Annotated in this window: 18 protein-coding genes; 3 read left to right on the top strand and 15 right to left on the bottom strand. The window is 67.2% G+C overall.

Going from position 1 to position 26,222, the window contains the following annotated elements:
* Nucleotides 1-79: 79 nt before the first annotated feature.
* The 3 genes from NQ038_RS07750 to NQ038_RS07740 form a co-directional block, all read right to left on the bottom strand.
* Nucleotides 80-1,189: an FUSC family protein gene (locus NQ038_RS07750; RefSeq protein WP_257062311.1), complete on the bottom strand. Its 1,110-nt coding sequence runs from the start codon at nucleotides 1,187-1,189 to the stop codon at nucleotides 80-82.
* A gap of 74 nt (nucleotides 1,190-1,263) precedes the next feature.
* Nucleotides 1,264-1,713 (bottom strand): hypothetical protein, encoded by a 450-nt coding sequence (locus NQ038_RS07745; protein WP_257062310.1) that lies wholly within the window; start codon nucleotides 1,711-1,713, stop codon nucleotides 1,264-1,266.
* A gap of 222 nt (nucleotides 1,714-1,935) precedes the next feature.
* On the bottom strand, nucleotides 1,936-3,726 hold the full coding sequence (locus NQ038_RS07740; RefSeq protein WP_257062309.1) for a DUF262 domain-containing protein: 1,791 nt from the start codon (nucleotides 3,724-3,726) through the stop codon (nucleotides 1,936-1,938).
* A gap of 150 nt (nucleotides 3,727-3,876) precedes the next feature.
* Here NQ038_RS07740 and NQ038_RS07735 point away from each other — a divergent pair, with 150 nt between their 5' ends.
* The gene (locus NQ038_RS07735; RefSeq protein ID WP_257062328.1) at nucleotides 3,877-4,926 is read left to right on the top strand and encodes an NAD(P)-dependent alcohol dehydrogenase; all 1,050 of its coding nucleotides are present in this window, start codon (nucleotides 3,877-3,879) and stop codon (nucleotides 4,924-4,926) included.
* A gap of 691 nt (nucleotides 4,927-5,617) precedes the next feature.
* Nucleotides 5,618-6,970, top strand: coding sequence for a hypothetical protein (locus NQ038_RS07730; protein WP_257062308.1), 1,353 nt, complete (start codon nucleotides 5,618-5,620; stop codon nucleotides 6,968-6,970).
* A gap of 94 nt (nucleotides 6,971-7,064) precedes the next feature.
* On the opposite strand, the gene NQ038_RS07725 is transcribed toward NQ038_RS07730, so the two are convergent.
* From NQ038_RS07725 to NQ038_RS07705, 5 genes are all read right to left on the bottom strand, one after another.
* A complete protein-coding gene (locus NQ038_RS07725; protein WP_257049027.1) occupies nucleotides 7,065-7,403 on the bottom strand; it encodes a P-II family nitrogen regulator in 339 nt (112 codons plus the stop codon).
* 46 nt (nucleotides 7,404-7,449) lie between these two features.
* Nucleotides 7,450-8,721: an ammonium transporter gene (locus NQ038_RS07720; protein WP_257062307.1), complete on the bottom strand. Its 1,272-nt coding sequence runs from the start codon at nucleotides 8,719-8,721 to the stop codon at nucleotides 7,450-7,452.
* Nucleotides 8,722-8,791: 70 nt separating this feature from the next.
* Nucleotides 8,792-10,060 (bottom strand): allantoate amidohydrolase, encoded by a 1,269-nt coding sequence (locus tag NQ038_RS07715; RefSeq protein WP_257062306.1) that lies wholly within the window; start codon nucleotides 10,058-10,060, stop codon nucleotides 8,792-8,794.
* Between the two features lie 16 nt (nucleotides 10,061-10,076).
* Nucleotides 10,077-11,264 carry an FAD-dependent oxidoreductase gene (locus tag NQ038_RS07710; RefSeq protein ID WP_257059053.1) on the bottom strand — a complete coding sequence of 396 codons (1,188 nt, stop codon included), beginning with the start codon at nucleotides 11,262-11,264 and terminating at the stop codon, nucleotides 10,077-10,079.
* A 14-nt stretch (nucleotides 11,265-11,278) separates the two neighbouring features.
* Nucleotides 11,279-12,514: a tyramine oxidase subunit B gene (locus tag NQ038_RS07705; protein WP_257059055.1), complete on the bottom strand. Its 1,236-nt coding sequence runs from the start codon at nucleotides 12,512-12,514 to the stop codon at nucleotides 11,279-11,281.
* 189 nt (nucleotides 12,515-12,703) lie between these two features.
* Between NQ038_RS07705 and NQ038_RS07700 the strand changes: the two genes are divergently transcribed.
* A complete protein-coding gene (locus tag NQ038_RS07700; RefSeq protein ID WP_257049031.1) occupies nucleotides 12,704-13,633 on the top strand; it encodes a LysR family transcriptional regulator in 930 nt (309 codons plus the stop codon).
* 106 nt (nucleotides 13,634-13,739) lie between these two features.
* Here NQ038_RS07700 and NQ038_RS15620 read toward each other — a convergent pair whose 3' ends face one another.
* The 7 genes from NQ038_RS15620 to NQ038_RS07665 all read right to left on the bottom strand — a co-directional run bounded on the left by NQ038_RS15620 (nucleotide 13,740) and on the right by NQ038_RS07665 (nucleotide 26,194).
* Nucleotides 13,740-18,467: a metallophosphoesterase gene (locus NQ038_RS15620; protein WP_257062305.1), complete on the bottom strand. Its 4,728-nt coding sequence runs from the start codon at nucleotides 18,465-18,467 to the stop codon at nucleotides 13,740-13,742.
* A 266-nt stretch (nucleotides 18,468-18,733) separates the two neighbouring features.
* Complete coding sequence (locus NQ038_RS07690; RefSeq protein ID WP_257062303.1) at nucleotides 18,734-20,095, bottom strand: DHA2 family efflux MFS transporter permease subunit; 1,362 nt, start codon at nucleotides 20,093-20,095, stop codon at nucleotides 18,734-18,736.
* Nucleotides 20,092-20,532, bottom strand: a complete 441-nt coding sequence (locus NQ038_RS07685; RefSeq protein ID WP_257062302.1) for a MarR family winged helix-turn-helix transcriptional regulator — start codon at nucleotides 20,530-20,532, stop codon at nucleotides 20,092-20,094. The genes NQ038_RS07690 and NQ038_RS07685 overlap by 4 nt, the downstream gene beginning before the upstream one ends.
* A gap of 191 nt (nucleotides 20,533-20,723) precedes the next feature.
* Nucleotides 20,724-22,451: an amidohydrolase gene (locus tag NQ038_RS07680; protein WP_257062301.1), complete on the bottom strand. Its 1,728-nt coding sequence runs from the start codon at nucleotides 22,449-22,451 to the stop codon at nucleotides 20,724-20,726.
* A gap of 76 nt (nucleotides 22,452-22,527) precedes the next feature.
* Entirely contained in the window at nucleotides 22,528-23,313 is a 786-nt protein-coding gene (locus tag NQ038_RS07675; protein ID WP_257062300.1) for an ABC transporter ATP-binding protein, read from the bottom strand.
* Nucleotides 23,314-23,318: 5 nt separating this feature from the next.
* Nucleotides 23,319-25,172: a dipeptide/oligopeptide/nickel ABC transporter permease/ATP-binding protein gene (locus tag NQ038_RS07670; RefSeq protein WP_257062298.1), complete on the bottom strand. Its 1,854-nt coding sequence runs from the start codon at nucleotides 25,170-25,172 to the stop codon at nucleotides 23,319-23,321.
* Nucleotides 25,169-26,194 (bottom strand): ABC transporter permease, encoded by a 1,026-nt coding sequence (locus tag NQ038_RS07665; RefSeq protein ID WP_257062293.1) that lies wholly within the window; start codon nucleotides 26,192-26,194, stop codon nucleotides 25,169-25,171. The genes NQ038_RS07670 and NQ038_RS07665 overlap by 4 nt, the downstream gene beginning before the upstream one ends.
* Nucleotides 26,195-26,222 lie beyond the last annotated feature (28 nt).

Raw genomic sequence — 26,222 nt, 5'->3', positions numbered from 1 at the left:
TGTTGCATGTTGCATGCAACTTGAGTGTGAGGGAGTTGAGACGGTGCTGCAAGGTCTGGCAGGCCCGAGACCAGCCGGCCTAGTTCCCTTCTGCCTGCGCGGCCTCGGCGGCGCGGCGCTCGCGGCCCTCGAGGATCTGCTCCAACACGATCGTCGCAACACCGCAGACCAGACCGATGGCGGTGGCCAGGAGGCGCTCACCCGCGATGTCCAGGCCCACCCCGGGATGGCTGACCGAGGTCATGGTCAGGGCCTGGATGGTGATGAAGACGATGCCGATCGCGTAGTTGCGCAGGACGAACAGTTCGGTCAGGCCCTGGGCCAGGACCAGGGCTGCGATCATGGCCCACACGGGCATGTCCCACAACAGGAGGGGTGCGGCGATGATCGCGCCGAGCAGGGTGCCGGTGAATCGGTGCAGAGCCCGGATCTGCCAGTTGGCACCGTGGGGCCGCGAGGCCATCGCGATTGCGGTGACCGTGCCCCAGTAAGCGTGTTCCGGGGTGGCCAGCCAGCCGAAGAGGCTGCCCGCAAGAGCTGCGATGAGTACGACCAGGGTGGTTTGGGAGAAGAACGTGCCCCGCAGACGGTGGGTCTTCGGCGGGAAATCCTGTGTCAGAGTCGGATTGTGGTGGAAGGACTGCAGGAGTGTCAGGATCAGAGCGAAGGCCCCTGTGCCGGCCGCAGCCAAGAAGATCGACAGCGCTTTGGGCCCGTCGACCTCGGCGGTATTGGAGAACGCGCCGGCTGCGAAGGCGACGAACAGACCGGCGGGGGCGCGCCAGACCCTGGACCGGTTGACCGCGTCGATGCACACGGCGTAGACCGCGACGACCAGTACGGAGACCAGTGGACTGGGCGACCATGCCGCGCAGGCCACGCCGATCATGATGGCCGCGATCACGGCCAGCCCGCCTTCGGCTTGGGCCCGCATAGCATGCCGCGGCGGGACATTGCGGGCGAACAGGGCGGAGAATGCGCCGAAGGCGGCGGCGCCGAACAGATCGGGGCGCTCGAATCCGGTGAGGATGAGCAGGGGGACGATCAGGCACAGCATCGCTTTGATGGAGACCTGGACATCACCGTTGAGCGGCGAGATCCGCGCGAATTCGCGGGCGAATGCTGCGGTCCTGCCGGTCTTCCCCCTCGGCTGGTCGGGAGTGGGCGATGACGGGGCCGAGGGGCTCAAAAGAGATGCAGTCCTTCCACGGGGAACAGGGGTGATGAGTCCATTTTATCGTCTGGTGGGTAGTGCCTCCGTTCCTATGCGGAGACCGTGGACTCCACGGATGCCAGCCCGTGCAGCGTGGTGAGCAGGCTGCCGTCGAGGATCGTCCGGTGGACGGCCTGCGGATCGATGCCCAGGTCCTGCGCCTCGTAGGTGGCGGAAATGAAGGTCAGCAGGGTGTCTGCATCGGCCTGCGCCAGCCGCGAGCGATCGAAGGTCATCCACGGGGTGCCCGCCTGTGCGAGTTTCATGAAGGCGTCGTCCACGTGGAATTCCGCCAGAGTGGTACGCAGTTCGGCCACCGTAGCCAAGGTCTCGACCGGCTGGGCGGCAGTACCTTCCAAAGGCTCCAGAACGTTGACGAACTTCGTCAGGTTCGCATAGGGGGAGTCTTCGGGATCATCGGGCCTATTCTGATCCAGGGGTGTAGCGGCATTGGGGTCGGGGCGCAGAGTGATGAGGAGTTCGTCCGGGTCGAGGTTCAAGTACCCGAAGATGCGGCGTAGTTGAGCGACCTTTGTCCATGTCGATGTGTTCGCGGATGCCCACAGGCCCGGGACCACAGGCCACATTTTGTGCATGCGTTCGGGTTGGTTGTCAGATGCGACAAGCCATTCCTGTCCGGTGCCCAAAGTGGCGGTGAACTCGAATACCCGATCGCGGTGTCCCTCCGCCAGGATCGTCAAGACGCGGATGAACAGGTCGCGCTAATTGCGCACGGTCGCGGTGGCGTCCTGATACTCGAACCGTATCGCTATGCGGTTGGTGAACTCCGTGTCGGTTCCCAGCGGTTCGACCGGTAGCTGGGGCTTGGGCGGGACGAAGGAAGTCTGTGGGTAGTCCCAGTAGGCCAGGGCCTCGCGCACCAGACGTTCGGATCGGGCGCGGAGCTGCTCCACGGTCCACACGGGGGATTCCTTCATCTCCTGGTTGAGGCGGTAGGGGGAGTGGGCGAAGCCGTTCTCCGTTGTGCGCTTCTGCTCATAGGGGGAATTGGAGTACGAGGAGTTATAGCCGGTGACCGTCAGGTTGCCGATCCGGTGCAGCCAGGTTTCATGGATTTCCGTAGCATCCTGGCCGAGCTCGGCCCGCCACGCTTCCGTGAGTGTCTGCGGCATGATGTGTTCGACGCTCAACGTCCCCTCGGCCAGGCGTCCGGCGATATCGCGCACATCGTTGGAGTCCCCGTTCTCCAAGCACTCGAACATGTACTGGCGGCGTTCGGACCGGATCTTGTAGAGGTTGTGGGTGGCGAAGTCCTCGGCGAACCATTGATCGTCTGGGAAGATTCCGCTGCCCTCGCGGCGGCGCAGGGAGTAAGCCAAGACGTCTGAGAACCTGCTGTCGGGCGTCTGGATGCGGCGCAGTTCCGCGTACAAAGTCGCAAAGACCTTGTTGAGGCCGTTAGTCGGGATATCGCAGGCGAAGCGGCGGAACATATAGGACTCAATGATGTCGATGACCCGGACGAATTCGCCTTCGGACAGTGCACCGGCACGGAAGTCGGCGATCACCGGCATGAAGAACGGCAGGGCCACATCCTGGCGCAGGATGTTCAACTTGCGCAGTTTGGCGTCTGCCGCCTTCGACCCTGTGTCCGCGGCGCGGACCCGGCGGTAACAATCCGAATAGTCCCGGACCTCGGCCAGGAGAGCGGCGCCACGCAAGCCGGTGTCGGCGGCGAATTTCTTGAAGGATTCGTATACCCGGTCGAAGCGTGGGGTCTTCGAGGTCTTGGCGGTGAGGTACCAGCGCAGGAAGTCATCGGTCTCGTAGCCGACATTGACCTCGATGCGGTTCCAGAAGTCTTCGTAGACGACTTCCTGGTCCTTCGCGGATAGGCCCATCAGCACCAGGTTGCGGATCTTATCGGCTTCGGATAGAGCCAAACCTGTTGAGTTCAGGCTTTCGAAGATGCGCTGGGGATCGTCCTCGGGTTCGAGGTCCAAGTGCATGACCTCCAGACGGCAGATGGCGTCCCAGATCTGGTCGGCATCGAGGCCCAGTTTGGGGAGCTCGGTGAGGAAGTAACGGTAGTTCGCGGTGACATTGGACCGCTCGATGAATTCGGATTCCGGTCCGAAGAGCCGTCGGTACGCCCGCGCATCGTTCTTGACCGGTTTGAGCTTGAAACGGGTGTCGCCTGTGGCCTGATCCTTGAGTAGGTAATTCCGGCGCAGCCGTTCTCCCAAGCCCGGGTCGGGCGCCTCGATAGCGCCATCGTCGACCAGGCGGGACAGGGCCAACATCAGCAGACTGACTGTGGTCAGACGCTGTTGGCCGTCGATCACGACCCATTCCCATGAACTGTCGGGCTTACCCACCACCGCCCCGAAGAAGTGCTTGCGGCGACCCGTTGCAATGAGCTCTGCGAGGTCGTCGAGGAGTTGTCGACAGTTGTCGATCTTCCAGTCGTAATTGCGCTGGTAGACGGGGATGACCAGCTCTTTGTCTCGGGAATCATAGATCTTGTAGACCTCGGTAACTTGACCACGCATGTCTTGAGGCTATCGGAACCAAAGGGCAGAGCTCCCGGTCTTCCATTCCGTGAACGGTCGCGGATTCTTGGAACATCCCACCCTGGTCCGGCAGGGCCCATCCGGCGTAGGCTGGCCTTATATAAACATTCGCCTATGAAAGGACATGCGATGAAGGCCGTCGTCTTCGAAGAATTCCAGACATTCCCCGTCCTCAAGGACGTGGACAAGCCCACCCCCGGACCCGGCGAGGTCCTTCTCAAGGTCGCTGGCGCCGGCTGCTGCCACTCCGACGTCTCCGTGTTCCAGGACTACACGCCGGAAACCGGCAGCCACACGAAGCCGCCGTTCATCCTCGGCCACGAGACCGCGGGCTGGGTCGAAGAGGTCGGCACCGGCGTGACCGGCTTCGCCAAGGGCGATGCCTACCTGGTCTACGGGCCCACCGGCTGCGGCCACTGCCCGCGCTGCGTGGCCGGCCAGGAGAACTACTGCGAGAACGCGGAGGGAATCGAGGCCCTGGCCATCGGCCTGGGCCGCGACGGCGGCATGGCCGAGTACATGAAGGTACCCGCCCGCAACCTCGTGCCGCTGGGCGATGCCGACCCGGTCGCCGCCGCACCCCTGGCCGACGCCGCCCTGACCCCCTACCACGCGGTCAAGGCCGCGCTGCCCAAGCTGGCCGGCGGCGGCAAGTACGCACTGGTCATCGGCCTGGGCGGGCTGGGCCAGATCGCCATCCAGATCCTCAAAGCCCTGACCGGCGCCACCATCATCGCCACCGATATGAAGCCCGAGGCGATGGCCAAGGCCGAGGCCGCCGGTGCCGTCACCGTGCCCGGCGGCGAGGGCCAGGTCGAGAAGATCCTGAAGCTCACCGGGGGCCGCGGTGTCGACGCCGCCTTCGACTTCGTCGGCATCGCCCCGACGATCGCCACAGCCCAGGCCGCTGCCGGGGTCGGTTCGCGCGTGACCGTCGTCGGCATCGCCGGCGGCAAGGCCGAATTCGACTGGTATACCCGCCCCTATGAGCAGGAACTGCTGGGCGTCTACTGGGGCTCCATCTCCGAACTGCACGAGGTCGCCGGCATGTACCGTGCGGGCCAGATCAAGCCGGAGATCGAAACCTATTCGATGGACGACGCACTGGTGGCCTACCGGAAGCTGGTCGACGGCAAGCTGTCCGCCCGCGCCGTCGTCGTGCCCAACCCGAAGGCCTGAGCTTCATCCAGGCAGCTGAGTTCCACTACATCCTGGTTTGTCGAAATTCAGCCCGAAATGCCGATATATCGACAATCCGGGGCGTAGTGGAACCTGTGGCTGGTAGACTAATTGGGATGCCGGGCGATACTGTGCCGGCCAGTGGCTGCCAGAACAACGGCGGATACCGTTAGCAGTCCTTCCACTTTTCCGCGCAATCCCTTTTTCAGCGCGGCGACGAATCGAAGCATATCTTCACCACAGCTCAACCATTTCAATCATCGTCCCTGCCCGCTTCACCCAAGCATCGGCACAACAGAGTCCCCCAGGACCGTCGCCAGAGCGGCCCCGAGTCATCATTCCTGGCACCGCCCATCGGATCCCCCACCGCCGCGCCGACGACGACGTGGCGCAGGGTAGATCACCATACCTTCGCCGGCAATCGCGGCGGAGACTACGCGGGCTACATCTTTAAGGCCGATGGCCGGTACACCTATACCGACCAGGTCGGCCGCTGCATCGGCAGTTTCCCCGATCTGACCACGGCTATGACTGTCGGCGCGATGGCTGCCGGGCTGGGCCTCCAACCCAGCGCCGCCTGAGCCTCACCCCGCCGGGTGTGGGCTGCTGCGGTGGGGCCCATGACCGCGTAGAGTCGTCGAAAAGACCGGACGCACCCGGACCGACCGTCCGCGGCGATTGGGAGGACGCGATGGACAGCAGCACACCTGGCACCCAGGACATCTCCGAACTCGGCAGCCCCGAGCGGGCCCTGCTCGACGGCTTCCGCGACTGGCTGCTGGTCCGTGCGGTGGCCGAGGTCGCCTCGGCCACCGAGGACGCCGCCGGCGACGAGCCCGCCGACGGCCCGGACTCCACCGCACCGTTCGCCGTGGATTCCACGCTATCGCCCGAAATGGCCGCCGAGGATGCGCGCCAGACGGTGGAATTGGTCGAGCACCTGTTCCGTCTGGCGCCCACCCTGGACGATTCCTACACCCTGGCCCGGCCCGACGAGGAGCTGGTCGAGGCCCTGCTGTCCGACGCCGAATCGCTGGCGAGCGAACCGCTGGAGGATGCGGTGGACGCCGAGCAGCTCGAAGCGCTGCTGGCCGAGAACCCCGACTACCTGGAGGAGGTCACACAGGCGCAGGCGCAGTTCCCCACCGTCGTCGCCCTGGCCCTGGACGACTACCTGCAGTACCTCCTCGAACTCGACCGCCCGGATGTGCCATCGGCCGAACTGTCCCAGGCCCACGACCTCATCCAGTTCCGGCTGTTCAGCATGGTCGACATCGGCGATCAACTGCTGCTCGACACACCGGGCGGCGCCGGCGCGGATGGACTGGGCACCGGGGGCCACACGCCCCGCCTGGCCGATGCCTTCGAAGAACCGCCCGCGGACACGGTCCTGGCCGCGACCTCGGCCATCAAACCGGTGGCCGCGATCGAACGACTGCTGGACTGGCTGGGCGATGGCCGCCCGCTCTCGGGCGCCGGGTCAGTGCAGACCGCCGACATCGAGCCGCTGGCCGGCCTGCTGGGGATCACCGCGGACGTGCGCGGCGTGCAGTCGGCCTGGGAGGTGCCGCACCTGGCGGTGTGGCTGCACACCCTGGAGACCAGCGGGGTGCTGGAATACACGGACGAGCGCGTGCTGCCGGGGCCCCGGGCGGAGTCCTTCGGCGCGACGCGCGAGGTGGAGCGGGCCGGCCTGCGGGCCGCGATCGTCGCCAACTACGTCGAGGACGTGTTGTCCTATTACACCTACGACGCCGCCGAGGCCGACCCCGCCGGAGCCGGCCGCGCCCTGCCACTGCTGCTGGGGACGCTCACGGCCGCGCTGCTCTACGGCGAGCCGGACGCCGGCATCGAGGCGGCGGCGCCGGCCGCGGCACAGCTGCCGGCCGTGGCCCGCGAGGTGCTGGCCCGGTTCGTCTCCGACGGCGTGCTGGTGGCCCATCCCGACACCCCCGAACGCCCCTACGAGGTCCCGGCCGGCATCGCGCACGCCGTCGCCGATGTGGTCTCGGACGCCACCGAGGCCCTCTGGGAGGACCGCTGACCGCACCTCTGGCCGTCCACTACGTGACGAAATGTCGAAATCCGGGCTGATTCGCCCAGAAATCGACATTTCGTCACGTAGTGGAACTGGAAGGTCAGATGGCGTCGGTGCCGGTTTCGCCGGTGCGCACGCGGACCACCCTGGACACCGGGGTGGCCCAGATCTTCCCGTCGCCGATCTGACCGGTGTGGGCGGCCTCGGCGATCGCCTGGATCGCGGCGTCCACGGACTCGTCGGCCACGACGATCTCCAGGGAGATCTTCGGCAGGAATTCCACCCGCACCTTCTGGGAGCGGTAGACCTCGACCTTGCCGGCCTGAGTGCCGTGGCCCTTGGCCTCGTAGACGGTCATGCCGGTGATGCCGACCTCGTCCAAGGCCGTTTTGACCGGTCCCAGTGCGCTGGGCTGGAGGATTGCGGTGATGAGTTGCATGGTGCTTCCTTCGTGGTAGTTCTCGGCCGCGGTGCGGCCCGGCCGATCAGGCGCGGATATCGTCCAGATCGTACGCGGTCTCCGCGTGCAGGGTGGTGTCCAGGCCCGCGGCCTCCGCGGCCCCGTCAACTCGCAGGCCCATCGTCTTCTTGATCACCCAGGCGATCAGGCTGGTGACGATGAAGGTGTAGGCGAACACCGCGACGACCGCGATGGCCTCGCGCCCCAACAGGGTGAGGCCGCCGCCGTAGAGCAGACCGGCCTCGCCCGCGGGGGAATCGGGGGCGGCCAGGAAGCCGATGGCCAGGGTGCCGAAGATGCCGGGGAACATGTGGATCGCCACCGCGTCCAGGGCATCGTCGTAGCCCAGCCGCTCCTTGAGCCCCAGCGTGGCGAAGGCGATCATTCCGGCGACCAGGCCGATGAGCACCGCGCCCAGCGGCGACACCGAGTTCGCCGCCGGCGTGATGCCCACCAGGCCGGCCAGGATGCCGGAGATGGCGCCCAGGGAGGTGGCGAACTTCCGGCGCAGCCGCTCGACGAACAGCCAGCCCAACAGTCCGGCGCAGGCGGCGATGAGCGTATTGGCCAGGGCCACCCCGGCGCTTTCGTTGATCCCGCCCGAGGAGCCGCCGTTGAAGCCGTACCAGCCCACCATGAGCAGCCCCGCGCCGATGACCGCCACCGGCAGATTGCCCGGCCGGCCCACCGCGGGGAAGTTCTTGCGCTTGCCCAGGAAGATCGCCAGCACCAGGGCCGCGACGCCCGCGTTCATGTGCACAGCGGTGCCGCCGGCGAAGTCCAAGGACTGGATCTTATTGGCGATCCAGCCGCCGGTGACCGATCCGTCCTCGGAGTCGAAGGCGAAGACCCAGTGGGCCACCGGGAAGTAGACCAGGGTGGCCCAGACTCCGGCGAAGACCAGCCAGCTGGAGAACTTCATCCGGCCCTCGACGGCCCCGCCGATGATGCCGACTGTCAGCCCGGCGAAGATCAGCTGGAAGACCGCGATGAGGATCGCGGGCACAGCCCCCGGCGCGGTCTCCTCGCCCAGCAGAGAGCCGATGCCGAACAGCCCGGCGGGATTGCCGATCAGGCCCAGCCCGCCGGCGGAATCGCCCAGGGTCAGCCCGTAGCCGTAGAGGACCCATAGGACGGCGGTGACGGCGAATCCGCCGAACACGATCATGACGGTGTTGAGGATGTTCTTGGTGCGGGACAGGCCCCCGTAGTACAGGGCCAGGCCGGGCAGCATCAGGGTGACCGCGACGGTCGCCGTGAGCATCCAGCCGGAGTTGATCATCGATTCTGTATCCATGCTCGTTCCTTGTCTTCCAACAGGGCGGTCCTTCGAAGGGGACAGCGGGGCGGGGTGGAGCGTTTCGGGGTCAGCCGGCCAGGGCCGCGAGCACCCTGGTCAGGGCTGCGACGCCGGCTTCGACGTCGACCGGGCGGGCGGATTCCGCCGGGGCGTGCGAGGTCCCCGTCGGGTTGCGCACGAACAGCATCGCGGTGGGCACGGCGGCCGCCAGGACGCCGGCATCGTGGCCGGCCCCGGTGTCGAGCACCGGGGCATCGGGCAGAACCGACTGCAGCCGGGCGCGCAGGCCGGCGTCGAAGTCCACAGCGGGGCTGAAGGACTCCTCTGCGACGGTCACCGTGCAGCCCTCGGCGCGGGCCGCCTGCCCGGCCGCGGCCTCGATCGCGGAGACGATCCCGCGGACCGTGGCGTCATCGCGGTGGCGCACGTCGAGCCAGGCGTCGACCCGGGAGGCGATGACGTTCGTGCCGCCGGGGGTCACCTGCAGGCGCCCCACGGTGGCGCGCGCCTCGGGGACGGCAGCGGCCTGGCAGCGCACCGCGCGGATCAGCCCGGCGGCGACGAACACGGGGTCGTGCCGGTCGGCCATCCGGGTCGAGCCGGCGTGGTCGCCGGTGCCGGTGAGCGTGACGTGCCAGCGCCCGTGGGCCAGGATCGCCCCGCCCAGGGCCACCGGCTGGTCCAGGTCGGCGAGCCCCCGGCCCTGCTCCACGTGGAGCTCGACGAATGCGCCGATGCGGGCCAGGGCAGCCGGGTCGGGGCCGATCGTGGCGGGGTCGAGGACCCCGGACTCGGTGGCGGCCCTGGCGAAGGAGGCGCCGGAGTCGTCGGACAGGGCGCGCACGGTGTCAGGGTCGGCACTCCCGGTGGCCAGGCGCGAGCCCAGGCAGGCCAGTCCGAAGCGGGAACCCTCCTCCTCGGGCCAGACGGTCACTGCGATCGGCCGGGCCGGGCGGAATCCCGCCTCCTGCAGCCGCGCCACGGCCGCCAGTCCCGAGGCCACGCCCAGCGGCCCGTCGAAGTTGCCGCCGCCCGGCACCGAGTCCAGATGGCTGCCGGTCACCACGGCGTCGGCCCGGTCGCCGGTGTCCCACCAGGCCCAGATCACGCCATTGGAATCGGTGTGCACATCCAGGCCCAGGGCCCTGGCATGGCCGGCGAACCAGTCGCGCAAGCGCAGTTCGGCCGGGCCGAATACCGGCCGGGAGTACCCGCCGCGGACCTCATCGCACCCGATGCCCGCGATCTCGGCCAGCAGCGCATTGGCATCGCGGACATCGGCCGGCGCCACGTTCTGCGCACTCATCCCAGGCGTGCCCATCTCGGATGCACTCATCTCGGATGTACTCATCTCAGGCCACCGCGAATCGCTGGTGATCGGCCCTGAACCGCTCATGGGTCACTCCCGAGGCCACCAGGTCGGCGACCAATTCGCCGAACAGCGGTGCGAACTTCGCGCCCTGTCCCGAGCACGGGCTGATGATCGTGATGCCCTCGGCCCGGTCGATGATCATATCGTCGCGCGGCACATTCGTGAACAGGCACGTGGTCTCCGCATAGGGCGTCGTCTCCAGGCCCGGCACGAACTCGCGGACGAAACCGGTGACGCGCTCGCGGTTGACCGGATCGATCAGCCGGTCCTGGTCGGCCGCGGAGTCGATGGCCTTGCCGCCGTTGTACTCCGCGATCTTCTGCCCGCGGAAGTCGGCATCGCGCCCGCCCGGCAGACTGTAGGCCTGGAATGACTCGCCCTTGTAGATGAACGTGGGCCAGCTGGTGGAGCCGCCGGCCGGGGTCTCGCCCGTGGCCGCGGGGTCGGCATAGGGGAAGTGGTAGGCGTTCTCCTGCTTGACCTCGAACTCCGGCAGCCGGTCGGCGAACCCGGCAGGCAGGTCCAGCCCGCCGAGCAGCCGGGGCAGCCAGCCGCCGGCGGCGACCATGACCTCGGCGGCGGAGATCGTCTCACCGGTGGCCGAGGTCAGCGTGTAGCCGGCGCGCGGGCCGCGGGTCACCGAGGCGACCTCCCAATCGGTCTTGAGCGTCGCGCCGGCGGCGCAGGCCAGCTCGACCATCGCGTTGACGGTCGACTCCGCGTCGATCACGCCCGCGCCGGGGTGCCAGAGCACATCGGTGTCGAAGTCGAGCATGGGCCAGCGCTCCTGCGCCGCCGCAGCGGACAGGAGTTCGTGCTCGACGCCCACGGACTCCAGGGTCCTGGCCAGGGCGTGCGGATCGCGCACGGCTCCGAAGTCAAGGGAGCCCGACGGGGTGATGAGCCGCCGGCCGGATTCGGCCTCGAGCTTGTCCCATGCGGTGCGCGCCTGGACGACCAGGTCCGCGTAGAACGGGTCGGGGTAGGCGTAGCGGAAGATGCGCGCCGAGCCGTGCGAGCTGCCGAGCACGCTGGCCGGGCGGTCGCGTTCGAGCAGGACGACCTCGGCCCCGGTGCGGGCCAGATGCCAGGCGGCCGAGGCCCCGGCCAGGCCGGCGCCGATGATCGCGTAGGTGGTGCTGTCGGAAGTGCTTGCGGGGGTTGCCACTGTGCGTCGTCCTCTCAGGCCAGATCGGGGGTGTTCCAGACGTTGAGCTTGGTGCCGATGCCCATTTTCACCGCGGACTCGTAGACGGTCTTGCCCCAGGCCACGTCCTCGACGCCCATCCCGCCCACGGAGAACAGCACGGGCTGTTCGGGGAATTCGCGGCCCGGTGCCAGGCCGGCGAACACATCGCCGACGTTGACGACGCGCTCGGGGTCCAATTCGCCCGCATCGATCAGGTCCTGCCAATACAGGCCGATCATCCCGAAGGCGGTCTCGTGGCTGGGTGCGGGGTATTCCTCCGCCCAGGCCTCGTAGATCTTCTTGGCGTCGCACAGCAGGCGCGCCTTGCCGGAGAGGGTGTACTCCTTGTCCATCTTGAGGTTCGCCGGCAGGCTGAGGAAGGCGCCGGGCTTGATCCACTCCCCGTCGATGTAGGGGTAGTTCTCGGAGCCGACCAGGCCGGTGACGGCCTCGGAGACGATATCGCAGTCGCGCACCGCGCCCTCAACGGAATCGACGATCTCGATGGTGGTGAACTGCGGGTAGTTCTCCCTGACGTATTCGGCGAAGGTCTCGCTGGTGATGCGGCGGCGGCCGTAGATCTTGACGGTGTCGAGGCTGGGGCGGGCCACCGTCATGGAGTGCAGGGCGGACTTGTTCATGGCGCCGGGGCCGATGATGCCCAGCACCTTCGCGTTCTCCGGGGCCAGTTTGCGGGCGGCGGCGCCGGGGACGGCCGCGGTGCGGTAGGCACTCTCCAGATTGCCGGACATGATGGCGAAGGGGGCGCCGGTCTCCTTGTCGTTGAGCACGATCATGTGGATGGACCGGGGCAGGCCCTTCTCCCGGTTGTCGACGTTCGAGCCGTACCACTTCACCCCGGCGGTGTCGAAGCGTCCGCCCAGGTAGGCGGCCATGGCCATGAAGCGGCGGTCGGGGGCATCCACGGGCATGGTGGGGAAGGGGCTGGAGGCGGGGAAGGAGATCTGGGCGCCGTGCGAGTTCGCGGAGTTGCCCGCCATCCGGTAGTCGCCCTGGGCGACGAGGACCATGACCTCCTCCATCACGTCGATGCACGTGGCCATGTCCTTCATGCCGGCTGCGATGACCTGGGGCTCGTCCAGGTAGAGCAGGTCGATCCTGGTGCCCTGCGGGGCGGTTTCCAGGGCCTGGATCTGTGCTGGGTCGGTGGAGGGCGCGGAGCCGATCTCGGTGGGGGCCTGGGTGGAGGTGGTGGGTTCTGCCGTCATGGTGGTCTCCTCGGGTATCCGGTCGAGTGATCCGTCTGGGTGATCCGGGTCTCGTTGACGTGTGTCGATGTCAAGCAAACCCCCGGAATCCGACTGTGGTCAAATACCGATTTGGATGCCGATTGATAGCGTTTGCGTCTTAATATGCCTGTAACACTCCCGTGATCTGTGACACCTAATATTCCTCGCATGGAACTTCGTCAGCTGCGCTATTTCATGGCCGTCGCCCAGGAACTCCACTTCGGCCGGGCCGCCGCGTCGCTGCACATGTCCCAGCCCCCGCTGAGCCTGCAGATCAGCCGGCTGGAGCGCGAACTGGGGGTCAAACTCTTCGAACGCACCACCCGCCACGTCCAACTGACCGCCGCGGGCAAGCGCTTCCAGGACAGGGTGGCCTCCATCCTCGAAGATCTGGACGACAGCGTGGATGAGCTGAGCGAATTCGCCGACGGCTATGCGGGAACGCTGGCCGTCGGATTCGTTTCCTCGGCGAACTACACCGTGCTGCCGGGCGTGGTTCCCCTGTTCAGGGAATCCCGGCCCAAGGTCGCTCTGAACCTGGCGCCGCTGACCAGTGGGGAACAGCGGACGGAGCTGCTGCGGGGCAAACTGGATGTGGCGATCATCCGCGATGAGGTCGAGGACGATTCGAGCGAGATCGTCACCGAGGTCGTCTACGCCGAGCGCCTGGTCGCCTGCCTGCCGATCACCCATCCGCTGGCGCAGCGGAAGCGGGTGTCGGCCAGGGACATCTCCCGGGTGCCGATGATCTCCTATCCACGGGAGAAGATGACCGGCTTCGTCGACCGCGTGGCCCTGGCGCTGGGACCTTGCGCCGGCCAGGCGAACACCGTCCAGGAGGTCGTCCACCAGGAGACCGCGCTGGGCTTCGTAGCGGCCGGGGTGGGGACCAGCATCCTGCCGGAGTCGATCCGCCATCTGGTCCCGGCCTCGATCGCGGTCGTGCCCTTGGAGGGGGATCCGACCACCCGACTGCTGGCCGCGACCCTGAAGAACCCGCGCCAGCCCGCCGCCGACCGCGCCTTCATCGACTGCCTGCACCGGGCCGCCGCGGGGCTGACCGGCGGGGGCGTGTTGGCACCCCGGCTGGCGGGTTAGTGTCTTCGCGCACAGACACCACCCTGGCGCATAAACACCACCGTGGCGCGGGAACTACCTGCTATAACAGGTGATTCCCGCGCCAGGGTGGTGTCTGGGCTCCGGCTCAGCGCCTTCTACGAGCCCGCGCGACCAACCAGGCGCCGAGGCCCAGCAGCGTCGCACCCAGCAGACCGGCCAGGCCCAGGGCGGCGGGGCCGGTGACAGGCAGGCTGCCGCCGGGGCGCGCCGCATCCCCGGCAGAGGCCTCGTTAGCACCGTCCGCGTTCCCGGAGGCCCCGGGCCCATCCGACCCCGAACCCTCGTCGCCCGGCTCTTCGGGCCCGGACGTGGGCGTCCCCGGTTCGTTCGGCTCGCTCGGCTCTGCGGAGCCATTGCCGTCCGCGTCCCCGGAATCCCCGCCGGAGCCGTCCTCGTCCGAACCCTCGTCAGCGCGGACCTCGAGCGTGCGGATATCGGAGAGGAACTCCCCGCCGTTGTCATCGGTCACCCGCACATACCAGCTCAGCGGTCCGGCCTCGACGTCCTCGAGCTTCGCGGTGACCGTGGAACCGGACTCCACCTTGTCGAACTGTGCCAGCAAAGAGGGATCGGATTCCTTCGTCTGCGCCAGTGCCTTCTTCTTCCGTCCTGTCGCACCGGCCTTCTCCCCGGGGTCCCCTGGCATACCGGTGCGCAAGGTGCGCCCGGAGTCGAGCCCGGCCCCGGCGATATTGCCGCCGAGCACATCGGCGGTGAAGGAATCGGTCGTCAGCGTCTTGTCCTGCGGGTGCAGGCCCAATTCGTCATAGGAGATCGTGAACTCCTGGTGCTGTTCCTCCAGCGCCGGATCATCCGAGTCGTAGTCGGCCAGATACGGCGAGAAGGTGCGCGAGGTCATCGTCCGGTTCTGGTTGTCGTAGTGCTGCAGGCGCAGATACGACTGGCCGCCCTCCGGCAGGGCCTGGAAGTCGAACAGGACGGTGTTGACCGTCCGGTCGGGTGTGCCGTCCCCGTTGTCGTCGAACTGGTCCTTGCGGGTGAAGGCGTCGTGGTAGTGCCCCGACTGGACCATCCGCACGTTCTTGTTCTTCGCCACGACCTCGTCCATCACCCGCTGCGGGACGGGGCCCAGGCCCCCGGTGGTCATCATGAACTCGTGCATATTGATGATCGCGGTGCGCTCCGGATACTTCTTGAGCACCTCGTTCATCCACGCGATGCCCTCATCGGTGGGATCCCAGCCCATATAGAGCATGAGGAAGTCGTTGCCGCCGGCGGAGATCAGATCGTAGTGACCGCGGTTGTCCTGGAAGGACTCGCCGTACCAGGGATTGCCCTGATAGCGGTCCGCGCCGAAATAGCGTGCATAGTCCGTGTAGTCACTGGCTTGCTGGTCCACGTCGTGGTTGCCTGCCAATACGCCGTAGGGCAGCTTGGCGTCGTCGAGGCGCTTGTACTCCGGATCCGCGTTCTCCCACTGGTATTCCTGCTTGGACTTGTCCACGATATCGCCGGTGTGGAACATGTACTGCAGGTTCAGCGGTGCGCGCCGGTCCAGGAAGTACGTGTGGATGTCCTTCTGCCGGGCGGGATAGCTCGCGTTGTAGTACTGCGTATCGGTCTCCCAGCCCAGCGTGAAGTCGTACTGATCGCGCGGGGTGTCCTCCTTGTGCGCGGGTTTCACCTTGGTGTCGCGATCCGAGAGGTTCTCGCCCGAGAAACCGACTGAGTGCTGCACCAGGGCGCGGACCACCTGTTTGCCGTCCCGTTCGATCGCATGGCCCTTGACGGGGACCAGGGCCTCCAGGTGCACCCGCCCAGCCGAGGTCGTGCCGTCCCCGGCCGAGGTCGTGCCGTCCTTGGCCGCGTCGCCTGCGTCGCCCTCACCGTCCTCGGCTGCGGCCAGCTGGGCCGCCACCTCGACATAGGCACCCTTGCCCTTGGCCGCCTCGGCGTCCCAGACCAGGAGTCGGACCCGGGCGCCGGGGTTGGCGCGGCCGGCCCAGGCCACGCGCACCTTGGCAGCGGCGTCGGCGCCCTGGGGGACCTCGACGTCGAAGGAGTTGTAGGGCAGGGAGTCGTCGCTGACAGTCGCCTGGCCGGCCGTGAGCTCCTGCCCGTCCTCGCGCTCGGCCTGGTCGGCGTCGCGCACACTGCCGGAGGCGGCCGCGATCTTGCCCGCGCCGTCGTTGTCCCGATCGAAGCGCAGGCGCTCGCCGCGCAGGAACTCCACGCGCAGCTCGTCCTTGGTCGGGTCGGTGACCTTCGCGGACAAGCGCGCGTCCTTGGTCCGGGCGGTGGAGCCGTCGGGGGTCAGGAGCTCGGCGAAGGGGTTCTCCTCCGGGGTTGAGAACTCGATCTCCCTGCTGCTGGAATTGCCCAGCTCATCGCGGGCGTGCACCGTGAAGGTGTGCTTACCGGGCGCCAGGTCCAGGCTGCTGGTGCTGTGCGGCAGTTCGATGTCCTGGCCGTCGAGGGTTGCGTGCACCCCGTCCTGCGCCAGGCCGGAACCCGCATCGGTCACCTCGGCGTCCAGGTCGAACTTCCCCTGGTAGAGCTTGCCCTCGGCCTGCTCGGTGGAGATCTGCGGGGCGGTGTTGTCCACGGTGACCTTCCGGCCGACCTCATTGCCGGAATCGTCCGTGGCGGTCACCGTGTAGTCCCCGTCGCCGGTGCCCGTGGTGTCCCAGACCGCGGCTTGGGCGTGCTCGGCGTCCTCGGGCAGTTCGAACTGCGCATCGAAGAAGTCCATCTTGCCCGCCGAATCGCCCATCTGCAGTTCGACCGAGGGATCGTCGTAACCGGCCGGGCGCAGGGTCCGGCCGTCGGGCAGCAGCAGGCGGACATTGCGCACGACGAAGTCGTCGTTGTTCTCATCCGGGTCGATATCGGTCTTCGCCTTGGTTCCCGCGTAGATCGCCGCCGATAGTTTGCCGTCCTTGATCGCCTCCAAGGGTATGGCGGTTTCGATCGTGCCCCAGTCGGAGTACAGGCCGCGGTCGAAGACGTTGACGACCTTGCCGTCGACCACGACGCCGTTGCGGAAGTAATCGTCGGTCTGGCTGGCCTCGAAGACGAACATGGGCTCGCGTTCGAGCTCCGATTCCGTCTGCAGATCCGTGACCTTGCCATCGGGGGCGGTGACCCTGAGCTTGGCCGTGCCGGGGAAACCGTCGCCGGCGGCCGCTACCCGGGTCGGTCCGGAGACGAACTGCCCGTCCTCCAGGTTCAGCCGCAGTGGGGCATCATTTGCGCCGGCGACCTTCGCGGTACCGGCCTTCTTCGCCTCGTGGGCGCCATCGCCGGCCGTGAGCTCGTAGTCGAAGGACCGCTTGCCCAGCAGATCCGCCTTGGGCACTGTGAAGGTGTAGGTCGTGGCCGATCCGCCCGCCGCCGGGCCGCCGTCCTGGCCGCCGGACTCCTGGCCGCCGGCGGCCTCGGCGACCAGGTTGTATGCGGTGAAGTCCTGATCGGCGTTCGACTTCAGCCGCAGGGTCACCTTGCGCGTGAGCACATCGTCGGTCACGGTGAAGCGGAAGACGGCGTCCTCATCCGCGGCGAATTCCTTCGGGGTCCGATCGTCGATCACCGGGGCCGAGGCGTCGGCCGGCCAGTGCAGGGGCGCGGTCGGCACCTGCTCGGGTGCGACCCGGGTGGGGGTGGCTTCGGTGTGGCCGATCAGCACACCGGTGGCGGGCTTGTCCGGATCGTAGGCGTATTGGATGCCCTGATTGGCCGCGACGTCGTTCGCGCCGTTCATGTTGTAGAAGACCCGGTTGACGGTGGTGCCCGATTTGGTGCGGATCTCCATGCCGCGCGGGGAACCGTTGGCCATGCCGCCGGTGGACGTCGTCACCAGATTGATCGAATCGGGGTCCAGATCCGGGATCGGGTCCTCACCCTCGGTGGGTTCGGGCTTGCGGGAGTTGAAGAAGTCGGTGAAGTCCTTGGTCGTCTTATCGTCGTTGGCGCCGTTCTTGATCCACACGATGAGCGACTGGCCGGCGGGGATCTGGGCGGCGGGGTCGCTCAGCCGCCAGACGGCCGCAGAGTCAATCGTGAAGTCGGCCGCCGGGTAGAGGTAGCGCAGGTCGAAGTCCGCCATGCTCACCGACTGATCCGTCGGATTGTGGACTTCCACGTACTCATAGCCGTCGGAGCCGTTGACATTGGTGGAGTCGGGCAGCAGTTCGGTGATCTGCAGGAGTCCGTCCAGGGGGCTGATCGTCTGCTTCGCAGCGGCCTTGGGGGAGTCGAGCTTGGCGATGGACCGCGCCTTGTGAGTCTTCGTCGTCTTCTTCAACTGGGCCGCCGTGCGTGGACCGCCTGCGGCGTCTCTTTCGGCGAACTGGTCGCGGGCGTCCTCCGGCGCCGGCGCCTGCTTGCCCTTGGGGCCGGGGTTGAACACAGGGGCTCCCGGCTTCGACTTCCCCAGTCCCGGGGTCGCCGGGTCCGCGTCGTCGGTCTGGTGGTCCGCGGAGTCGTCTTCGGTTGGTGGATCGGCCGGGGCGTTGTCTTCGGGCTGTGTGGTCGTGTCGTTTTCCGTGGACTCGTCGGTCGGGTCGTCTCCCTTGCGTTCTGCGGCGGGAGCATCGATGCCGGTGGACTCGTTCGACTTCTTGTCCGTTTCGCCCTGCCGGTCGGATTCCGGGGCGGCGGTGGCCGGAGTGCTCTGCTGGTCGTGGGCTGCGTCCTGTGGGAGGGCCGCGGCACTGGCCATGGCGGGGCTGAGCACCAGGCCGAGGCTGACAGCGGCGGCCAGTAGGGGACGGGGCGCCAGGGGTGAATGCCGGCGGCAGCGGTGCGGGTGCGAATGCCGTGCAGGACGGAAGGTGCGGTTTTCGGGCGTCACAGAGTTTCCTTTGTGGATGGGGGTGGTTACCGGCCCATCCTCGCCCGGGAAGGTGGCGGCAGGGTTGCCGGTGGCTGAACCCCGATGAATAAGTCAGGTGTTGGGTGTTTACCTGTGGTGGTGACGGCATGCTGGGGCCATCGTGGCGCGCGGACACCATCCTGGCGCGCGGACACCAGATGAGCGCGGGAACTACCTGTTGCAACAGGTAGTTCCCGCGCTCACCTGGTGTCTCGGCTGCTTTGATGCGTTAGAGGTCGTCGGAGTTACTTCCGCACGATCGGGCCACGCGGCAACCAGACTGCTGTTATGGCCATGAGCGCGGTGAATGCAGTGAGGTACAGGAAAGTCGTGGATTGTACTCCACCGGTGATGGCGATGAGGATCGTGCAGACGACCACTCCTAGGGCGCTACCGAGCTGGGTCGCCAGTCGGCTCACAGTGCTGGCGTGGACGACCTCGCCCGGGGTGAGCTGGTGATAGGTCGCCGACATGGTCAGGACCGTCAACGCCCCGATGCCGCCACCGCGGACCAGTAGTCCGACGCCCTGGACTATCGGCCACCCGGCGGTCTGTCCGACCGGAACGGCGAAGGGCAGAGTGCCGACAACGGCACAGGCAATGAAGAGATAGGCGGTGGCGCAGGCTCCCCACCGTCCGGTGAGCCGATTGATCATCATCCTGCTGAAGTAGGCTCCGACGCTCTGCAGTGCCAGGAGCAGGCCGGCGGCGAACGCGGTATAGGCGAAGTTCTGCTGGTAGTGCAGGGGGATGAGGAAAAGCCCTCCGTAGAAGACGATGCTGGCGATCACAAGCGTCAGCCAAGCCGAGGTGAATGATCTCCGGATGAACAGGGTGATGTCCACCAGCGGTGAGGGAACGCGTCGGGTGTGGAGTACATAGCCTGCGATGAGCAGTGCCCCGGCGAAAAGCAACACGGAGCCGATCCGTGACGCCTGCGGGCCGACGGTTGTCAGTCCATAGACGGCGGCCAGCAGTCCGGGAGCGAGGAGCAGGTAGCCGATGGAGTCGAAGCGTGTCGCATGATCGGCTGGTCCGCGGCGCAGATGGCGCAGCGCCAGGAGGACCGCGGCGATGCCGATGGGCACATTGATCAGGAAGATCGAGCGCCACCCGAACACATCGAGCAGTACTCCGCCGAGCAGAGGTGCGATCGCCGGAGCGATGATGGCGGGTAGTCCGACGGCGGTCATGGCGCGCGTGGCCTGGGCCTTGTCCGCACTGGTGACCATCAGGGTCTGCATAAGAGGAATCGAGAAACCCGCCGCGAGGCCCTGTACGAGGCGGAAGGCGATGAGTGATTCGATACTCCATGCGCTCGCGCACAGGATTGAGGTGATCGTGAATGCGGCCAGCGCCGTTATCCAGACCCGGGCGGCTCCGAATCTGCGCGTTGCCCAACCGCTCAGCGGGATCGCGAGCGCCGAGGCGAGTCCGTAACCGGTGATCACCCATTGGGTTCGTACAACAGGGGCCCCGAATACCCCGCTGAGGGAATGGACGGCGATGTTGACAATGCTCGTGTCCAGCAAGGGGAGTACTGCACCGAAGACCAGTGCGAGCACCACTTTGCGGGTTTGCGGGCTGAGCCGATCATCTGTACTCATGCGAACGGGCCGATTTGCGTGAATGCGCTCATCATCGTGGCAAACTGTTCCTGGGCATCGGCCGGCCAGTGCTCGAGGAATTCGTCCATCAAACGAGTGAGGCGGGAGCGCATTACTGCCACGGCTTCCTCTCCCGCTGTCGACAGTGACAGCTGAGTCCACCGCACATCACGCGGATCGGTGCCCCGGGTGATGAGTCCCGCCGTCTCCAGCGCAGTCGCGTGACGGGAGACCACTGAGCGGTCCAAGCCGACGGTGCCCGCCAGTTCTTTCGCTGTTGCGGGGCCCGAGCGGGCCAAGCCGCTGAGAACCGGATAGGTGGATTCGTTTACTCCTTCACCCAGCCCTTCGGTCAGCTGGGTGTACATCCTCCGCCGGACATCGCGCTGCAGGATGACTCCGAGCGCTTCGGCTACCTGTTCACCATGTGTTCTCATACCCCGAGCATATACATGCATAATGCACGCGTGCAAGCTGCACGTATCGCAGGATGCTCAGACACCATCCCGGTGCGCAGACACCATCTGAGCGCGGGAACTACCTGTTGTAGCAGGTAGTTCCCGCGCTCAGATGGTGTTTACGTGGATGAGCCGGTTACGTGGATGAGCCGGCGCGCCGCAGGCGCCCGCTACAGCACCTGGCGACCGCCGAGGAAGACGTGCGAGGGCGCCAGGTCCAGCCAGGCCTCGGGGGCCAGGTCGAAGGGATTGTCCTGCAGGATCTGGAAGTCCGCGAACCTGCCCGGGGCCACCGCCCCGGCACGGTCCTCCTCGAAGTTCCCGTAGGCGGCATTGCTCGTGTACATGGCCAGGGCCTCGGCCAGGGTGATGTTCTGGGCTTCGTCGAGCACGCGCCCGGACCGGGTGGTGCGGGTGACCGCGCCGTAGATGCCCTCCCACGGATTGCCATTGGTCACCGGCAGGTCCGAATTGCCAGGCGCCACGATCCCGCGGTCGATATAGGTGCGGTGGGGCAGTAGGCGGTTGAGGCGGTCCTGGCCGATCGCCTCGGGATAGGAATCGCCCAGGTGGTAGACGAAGCTGATCGACGACGAGGCGATGAGCCCCCAATCGACCATCGTGTCCAGCTGTGCATCGGTGGGCAGGGAACAGTGCTCGATGCGCACCCGGTTGGCCTTGACCCAGTCGAGTTCGCCCGACGCCTCCAGGGCTTCGAGCGCCTGGCCGATCGCCGCATCGCCGATCGCGTGGATCGCCATCCGCAGGCCCCCGCGGGCCGCACGTCCGAACGCCTCGGTCAGCCTGCTGGTCGGGTGGGTCAGGATGCCGGTGTCGTGAGTGTGCTCGTACGGGGTGCAGGTGGCAGCGGTTTTGCCGCCCAGCGAGCCGTCGAGCTGGAACTTCACGCCCTGGATGCGCAGCATGTCATCGCCGAACCCTGACTGCACACCGGCGCCGATAGCGGCGTCCATCATCCCGACATTGCCCGACAGGGGAATCGCGTAGAGCCACGGTCGCATCCGCACGCTCAGCCGGCCGGCGTCGTGGAAGCGCTGGTAGAGGCGCATGGTGTCCGGATTCGCCAGGCAGTCGTTGACCGTGGTCACGCCCCAGGCGTTGAAATCCTGCTGCGCCAGCGCGAAACCGTGCTCCATATCCGCCACGGTGTCCGCCGGCAGTGCCAGCAGGCCCTTCGCATCCTCCTGCACCAGTCCGGTCAGGTGTCCTGCGGGATCGCGGACCAGCTTGCCGCCGTCCGGATCGGCCGTGTCATCGTCGATGCCCGAGGCCGCCAGGGCCGCCGAGTTCACCACCGCCATGTGCCCGCAGGTCCGCTCGATGTAGACGGGGACATCCGGGGCCACCGAGTCCAGGTCCGCGCGGGTCGGCATCCGGGCCTCGGCGAAGTAGGTCTCATCCCAGCCGGTGCCCACGATCCACTTCCCGGCGCCGGCCCCATCGTCACCGGCACCCGTCCCGGCCGCCCGGGCGGCCACGGCCTCGGCCACCAGGGCGAGGACGTCGGCGATGCTGCCCACGGAGCCCGGGCGCAGGTCCAGGGTCAGCTTGTTCAGGCCCCAGCCCACGGGATGGCCGTGGGATTCGGTGAACCCGGGCAGCAAATGGGCCCCGCCCACGTCGATCGTCTGGGCCAGTTCGGCGCCGGCGGTGGCAGCCGCTGCGGCGTCGCGGGCTCCCTGGCCGGCAGGGGCGAAGCCCGCCACCCTGCCGTGGTCGACGATGACGTCCTGGGGTGCGGAGAACCCCTCGCCGGTGAACACGCGGGCGTTGGCGAAGACCTGGACGGCCGGAGCCGAGGGTACCGCGGCGTCGGTTCCCGAGTCCGGGCCCGCGCCGGGGCCATAGGCGGAGTAGTCGAAAGCGGGGTCAGTCATGGGTGCTCCTTTGCTGTCGTGTCTGTGTGGTCGTGGTCGGATGTCTAGGCGGCGTTCCCCGCATGGGCATCCGGCTTCAGGCGGATTCCAGGCTGAACCCGGGCGAGCCCGGGATCGAGTCCAGAAGGTGCCGAGTATAGGGGTTCTCCGGGGTCGACAGAATGCGGTCGGTCGGTCCCGACTCGACGATCGCCCCGCCCTTCATCACCAGCACCTCATCGCAGACGTTCTGGATCACCGCCAGATTGTGGGAGATGAACAGGAGGGAGAAATCACGCTCGGCCCGCAGCTCGTCCAGCAGCTGGAGCACCTGGGCCTGCACGGAGACGTCGAGGGCCGAGGTGATCTCATCGGCGACCACCAACTCGGGATCGCGCAGGAGCCCGCGGGCCACCGCCAGGCGCTGTCGCTGCCCGCCGGAGAACTCGTGTGGGTAGCGTTCCAGACTGTCAGCCGGCAGGGCCACTCGATCCAGCCACCGGACCAGCTCGGCGCGGCGCGAACCCGGTCTGGGAGCTCGCGGGTCCAGAGCCTCGACCAGGGACTGGCCCACGGTGCGGCGCGGATTGAACGAGGAGAAGGGATTCTGCGGGATGTAGGCGATCGTCCCGCGAGCGGCCTTCTTGTACGGATCGCCCTTTTCGAAGGTCTGCCCCGCCAATTGCACCGAACCACCGTCGAAGCCGTAGACGCCGCAGGCGATCTTGCCGATCGTGGACTTGCCCGAGCCGGACTCGCCCACCAGCCCCACCGCGGTGCCGCGGGGGATGAGCAGGGAGACCCTGTCGAGCACGGTCTTGGCGAAGATGCCGTGGCCGAACCGCTTGGTCACCTCGTGGATTTCCAGGATGTTCTCCGTCATGGCGTTCACCTGTTCCCTTCCCGCTGCTGGACCTGTCCGTCGGCCGGTGCGCTCGCCTGCCCGTGCGCACCGTCCACCTCGGTCAGGTACAGGGCGGCGTCGAGCAGCTGCTGCGTGTACGGGTGCTCCACCCGCCTGGTCCTGATCTGTTCGGGTGCCAACTCCTCGACGACCTGCCCCTTGTACATCACCAGGACGCGGTCGCACAGCGCTTCGACGACGCCCAGATCGTGGGAGATGAAGAGCACGGAGGCCCCGGAGTCGCGCCGGAACTGGTAGATTCGGCGCAGCACCTCGGCCTGCACGGACACGTCGAGTGCCGTGGTCGGCTCATCGGCGATGAGCAACCGCGGGTTCAGTAGCACGGCCTGGGCGATCAAACAGCGTTGCAGCAGTCCTCCGGAGAGCTGATGCGGATACAGGCTGAGGATTCGCTCCGGGTCCGGGGTGCTCAGCGCCTGCAGCGCCTTGACCAGTTCGGAGTGGGCCTTCGCCCTGCTCCAGCCAAGGTGGCGGCAGAACACATCCGTCAGCTGCGTGCCCATTTTCAGGGAAGGACTGAAAGTGCTCATCGGATCCTGGTAGACGAGGCTGACGGCGCCTGCCAGTTCGGCGGAGGAGTTGTCCCCCAGCATGTCCATCCGTCCCACTCGCAGGGTTTCGGCGCGCACCGTCAAGCCGGAGGCAGGCAGTCCTGCCAGGGTCATCGCGGTCAGCGACTTACCGGATCCGGACTCGCCCACGATGCCCAGGATCTCGCCGGGCGCGATGTTAAACGACACCCCGTCGACCAGCGGGGTCGTGGTGCCGTCGGCCTCGGGTTTGGCCACGGTCAGGTCGCGGACCGTGACTCCCGCCGGCTCGGATCCGTCGGCCTGTGCCCCGGCGGCAGAGGCCTTGGCACCGGTCGAGGCCGCGCCCAGGCGGCGGGCCCGTCCGGCGGCCTTGGCAGCGGCCAAACGGGCGGCCACGCGTGGATCGATCATGGCGGCCAGACCATCGCCGAAGAGCATGATGCCCAGGCCCAACAGGGTGATCGCGATGGCAGGACCCAGCACGCCCCAGGGCTGGCCGGACATCTCGCCCAGGCCGTCGGAGAGCATCCGGCCGAAGTCGTAGTCCGGCGCCTGCACTCCCAGGCCGATGAAGGACAGGCCGGAGAGCTCGACCAGGGTGAACGCGGTGGAGTTCGCCGCGGCCACGGACAGCGGGATCGCGATGTTCGGCAGGATGTGGCGCACCGCCATGCGCAGCCGGCTGACACCCTGCAGGTCGGCCATGTTCACGAAGTCCTCGCCGACGACCTTGGCCGAGAGGTTCGCGGTCAGGCGGATGTAGGCCGGGATCCCGGCGATGCCGACGGCGACCATGGCCGACAGCGAGCCCGGACCCATGATGGCGGCGACGATGAGCGCCAGGATCATCGACGGGAAGGCCACGGCCACGGCGTTGATCTGGAAGATCACCGCGCGCAGTTTGGAGCCCACCAGCCACACCAATACGCCGATCAGCGTGCCGATGATGAGTGCCATGAGGCTGGCGCCGAAGGTCAACAGCAGGGTCAGGCGGGCTGCGACCATGACGCGGGCGAAGATATCGCGGCCGAACCCGTCCGTGCCGAAGGGATGGTCGCCACCGGCTCCGCTGCGCGTGTTGAGCGCATCGATCGTGGTGGCCGGCCCGCGGAAGATCATGGGGCCGATGATGGCCAGCACGATGAAGACCAGCAGGATGATGCCGCCGGCGTAGAAGACGGCGTTGCCGCGGCGGCGCGCGCCGGTGGCCCTGCCCGGTGCGGGCGTAGGACCGTCCGGGGCTGCGGGCGCCTTGGCCGGGACGGGGGAGATGGACTGGCTCATGAGTTGCTCCCGGGGGTCAGAGTGCGCGGATCGATCAGTGCGAGCACCATGTCGATGATGATGTTGATGATCACCGCGACCATGCCGAGGACCAGAATGGTGCCCTGGACCACCGGGTAGTCGCGGTTGATGATGGCGTTGACGACACTGGTGCCCAGACCCGGCCAGGAGAACACCTGCTCCATGATGAGCGCCCCGCCGATCATGCCCGAGAGCATGAGGCCGGACATGGTCAGTGCCGAGGTCGCCACATTGGGCAGCAGATACTTGAAGTTGATGCGGTTGCGCGACAGGCGCCAGCCCTCGGCGGTGCGGATGAAGTCGGATTCGAAGGCGCTTTCGGCCTCGCGGCGGACCACCCGCGACAGCGAGCAGACCGGGCCGATCGACAGGGCGATGATCGGTAGGACGAACGAGGACGCGCTCTGGGCCCCGCCTGCCGGCAGGACACTCAGGCTCAGTGCGAAGACGATGATGAGCACGGTGCCGCGGACGTAGACCGGGATCGCATCGATGAAGGCGGTGACCCAGCTGAACGCCACGTCCAGCCAGCGGCGGCGTCCGGCCCTGGTCAGCACGGCCACGCCGATACCGGCCAGGATGGCCACGAGGAGCGTGATGACGATCGCGGAGAAGGCGACGATCAGCGTGTAGGGCGCGCGTAGCAGGATCTGCGTGCCCACGGTTCCGATCCGGTAGGAGTAGCCCAGGGAGCCGTTGAAGATGTTCTGCACGTAGTGGCCGAACTGCACCCACCAGGGTGCGTCGAGGCCCAGGTCCCGTCTGACCTGTTCGACCTGGGCCTGATCGGCCTCGAGTCCAGCCACCAGCCGGGCCGGATCACCCGGGATCAGCTGGACGATGAGGAAGGTGACGAAGATCAGGATGATGAAGGACAACAGCAGAGTGCCGACCTTGCGGAAGGCGAATCTGGCCCACGGGGTCGTCGACCAACTGGGTATGAGAGAGGGTGGGATGACGGAGAACAGCCGGCTGTCGGCTTGAAGGGTGTCTGTTTTCATAGTGGTCAACCTTGCGCTTCGTCGATGG

Source organism: Brevibacterium sp. 50QC2O2 (assembly GCF_024580675.1).
In the GTDB taxonomy this organism is placed as follows: Bacteria; Actinomycetota; Actinomycetes; order Actinomycetales; family Brevibacteriaceae; genus Brevibacterium; species Brevibacterium moorei.
This window is presented reverse-complemented; position numbering and strand designations above follow the sequence as displayed.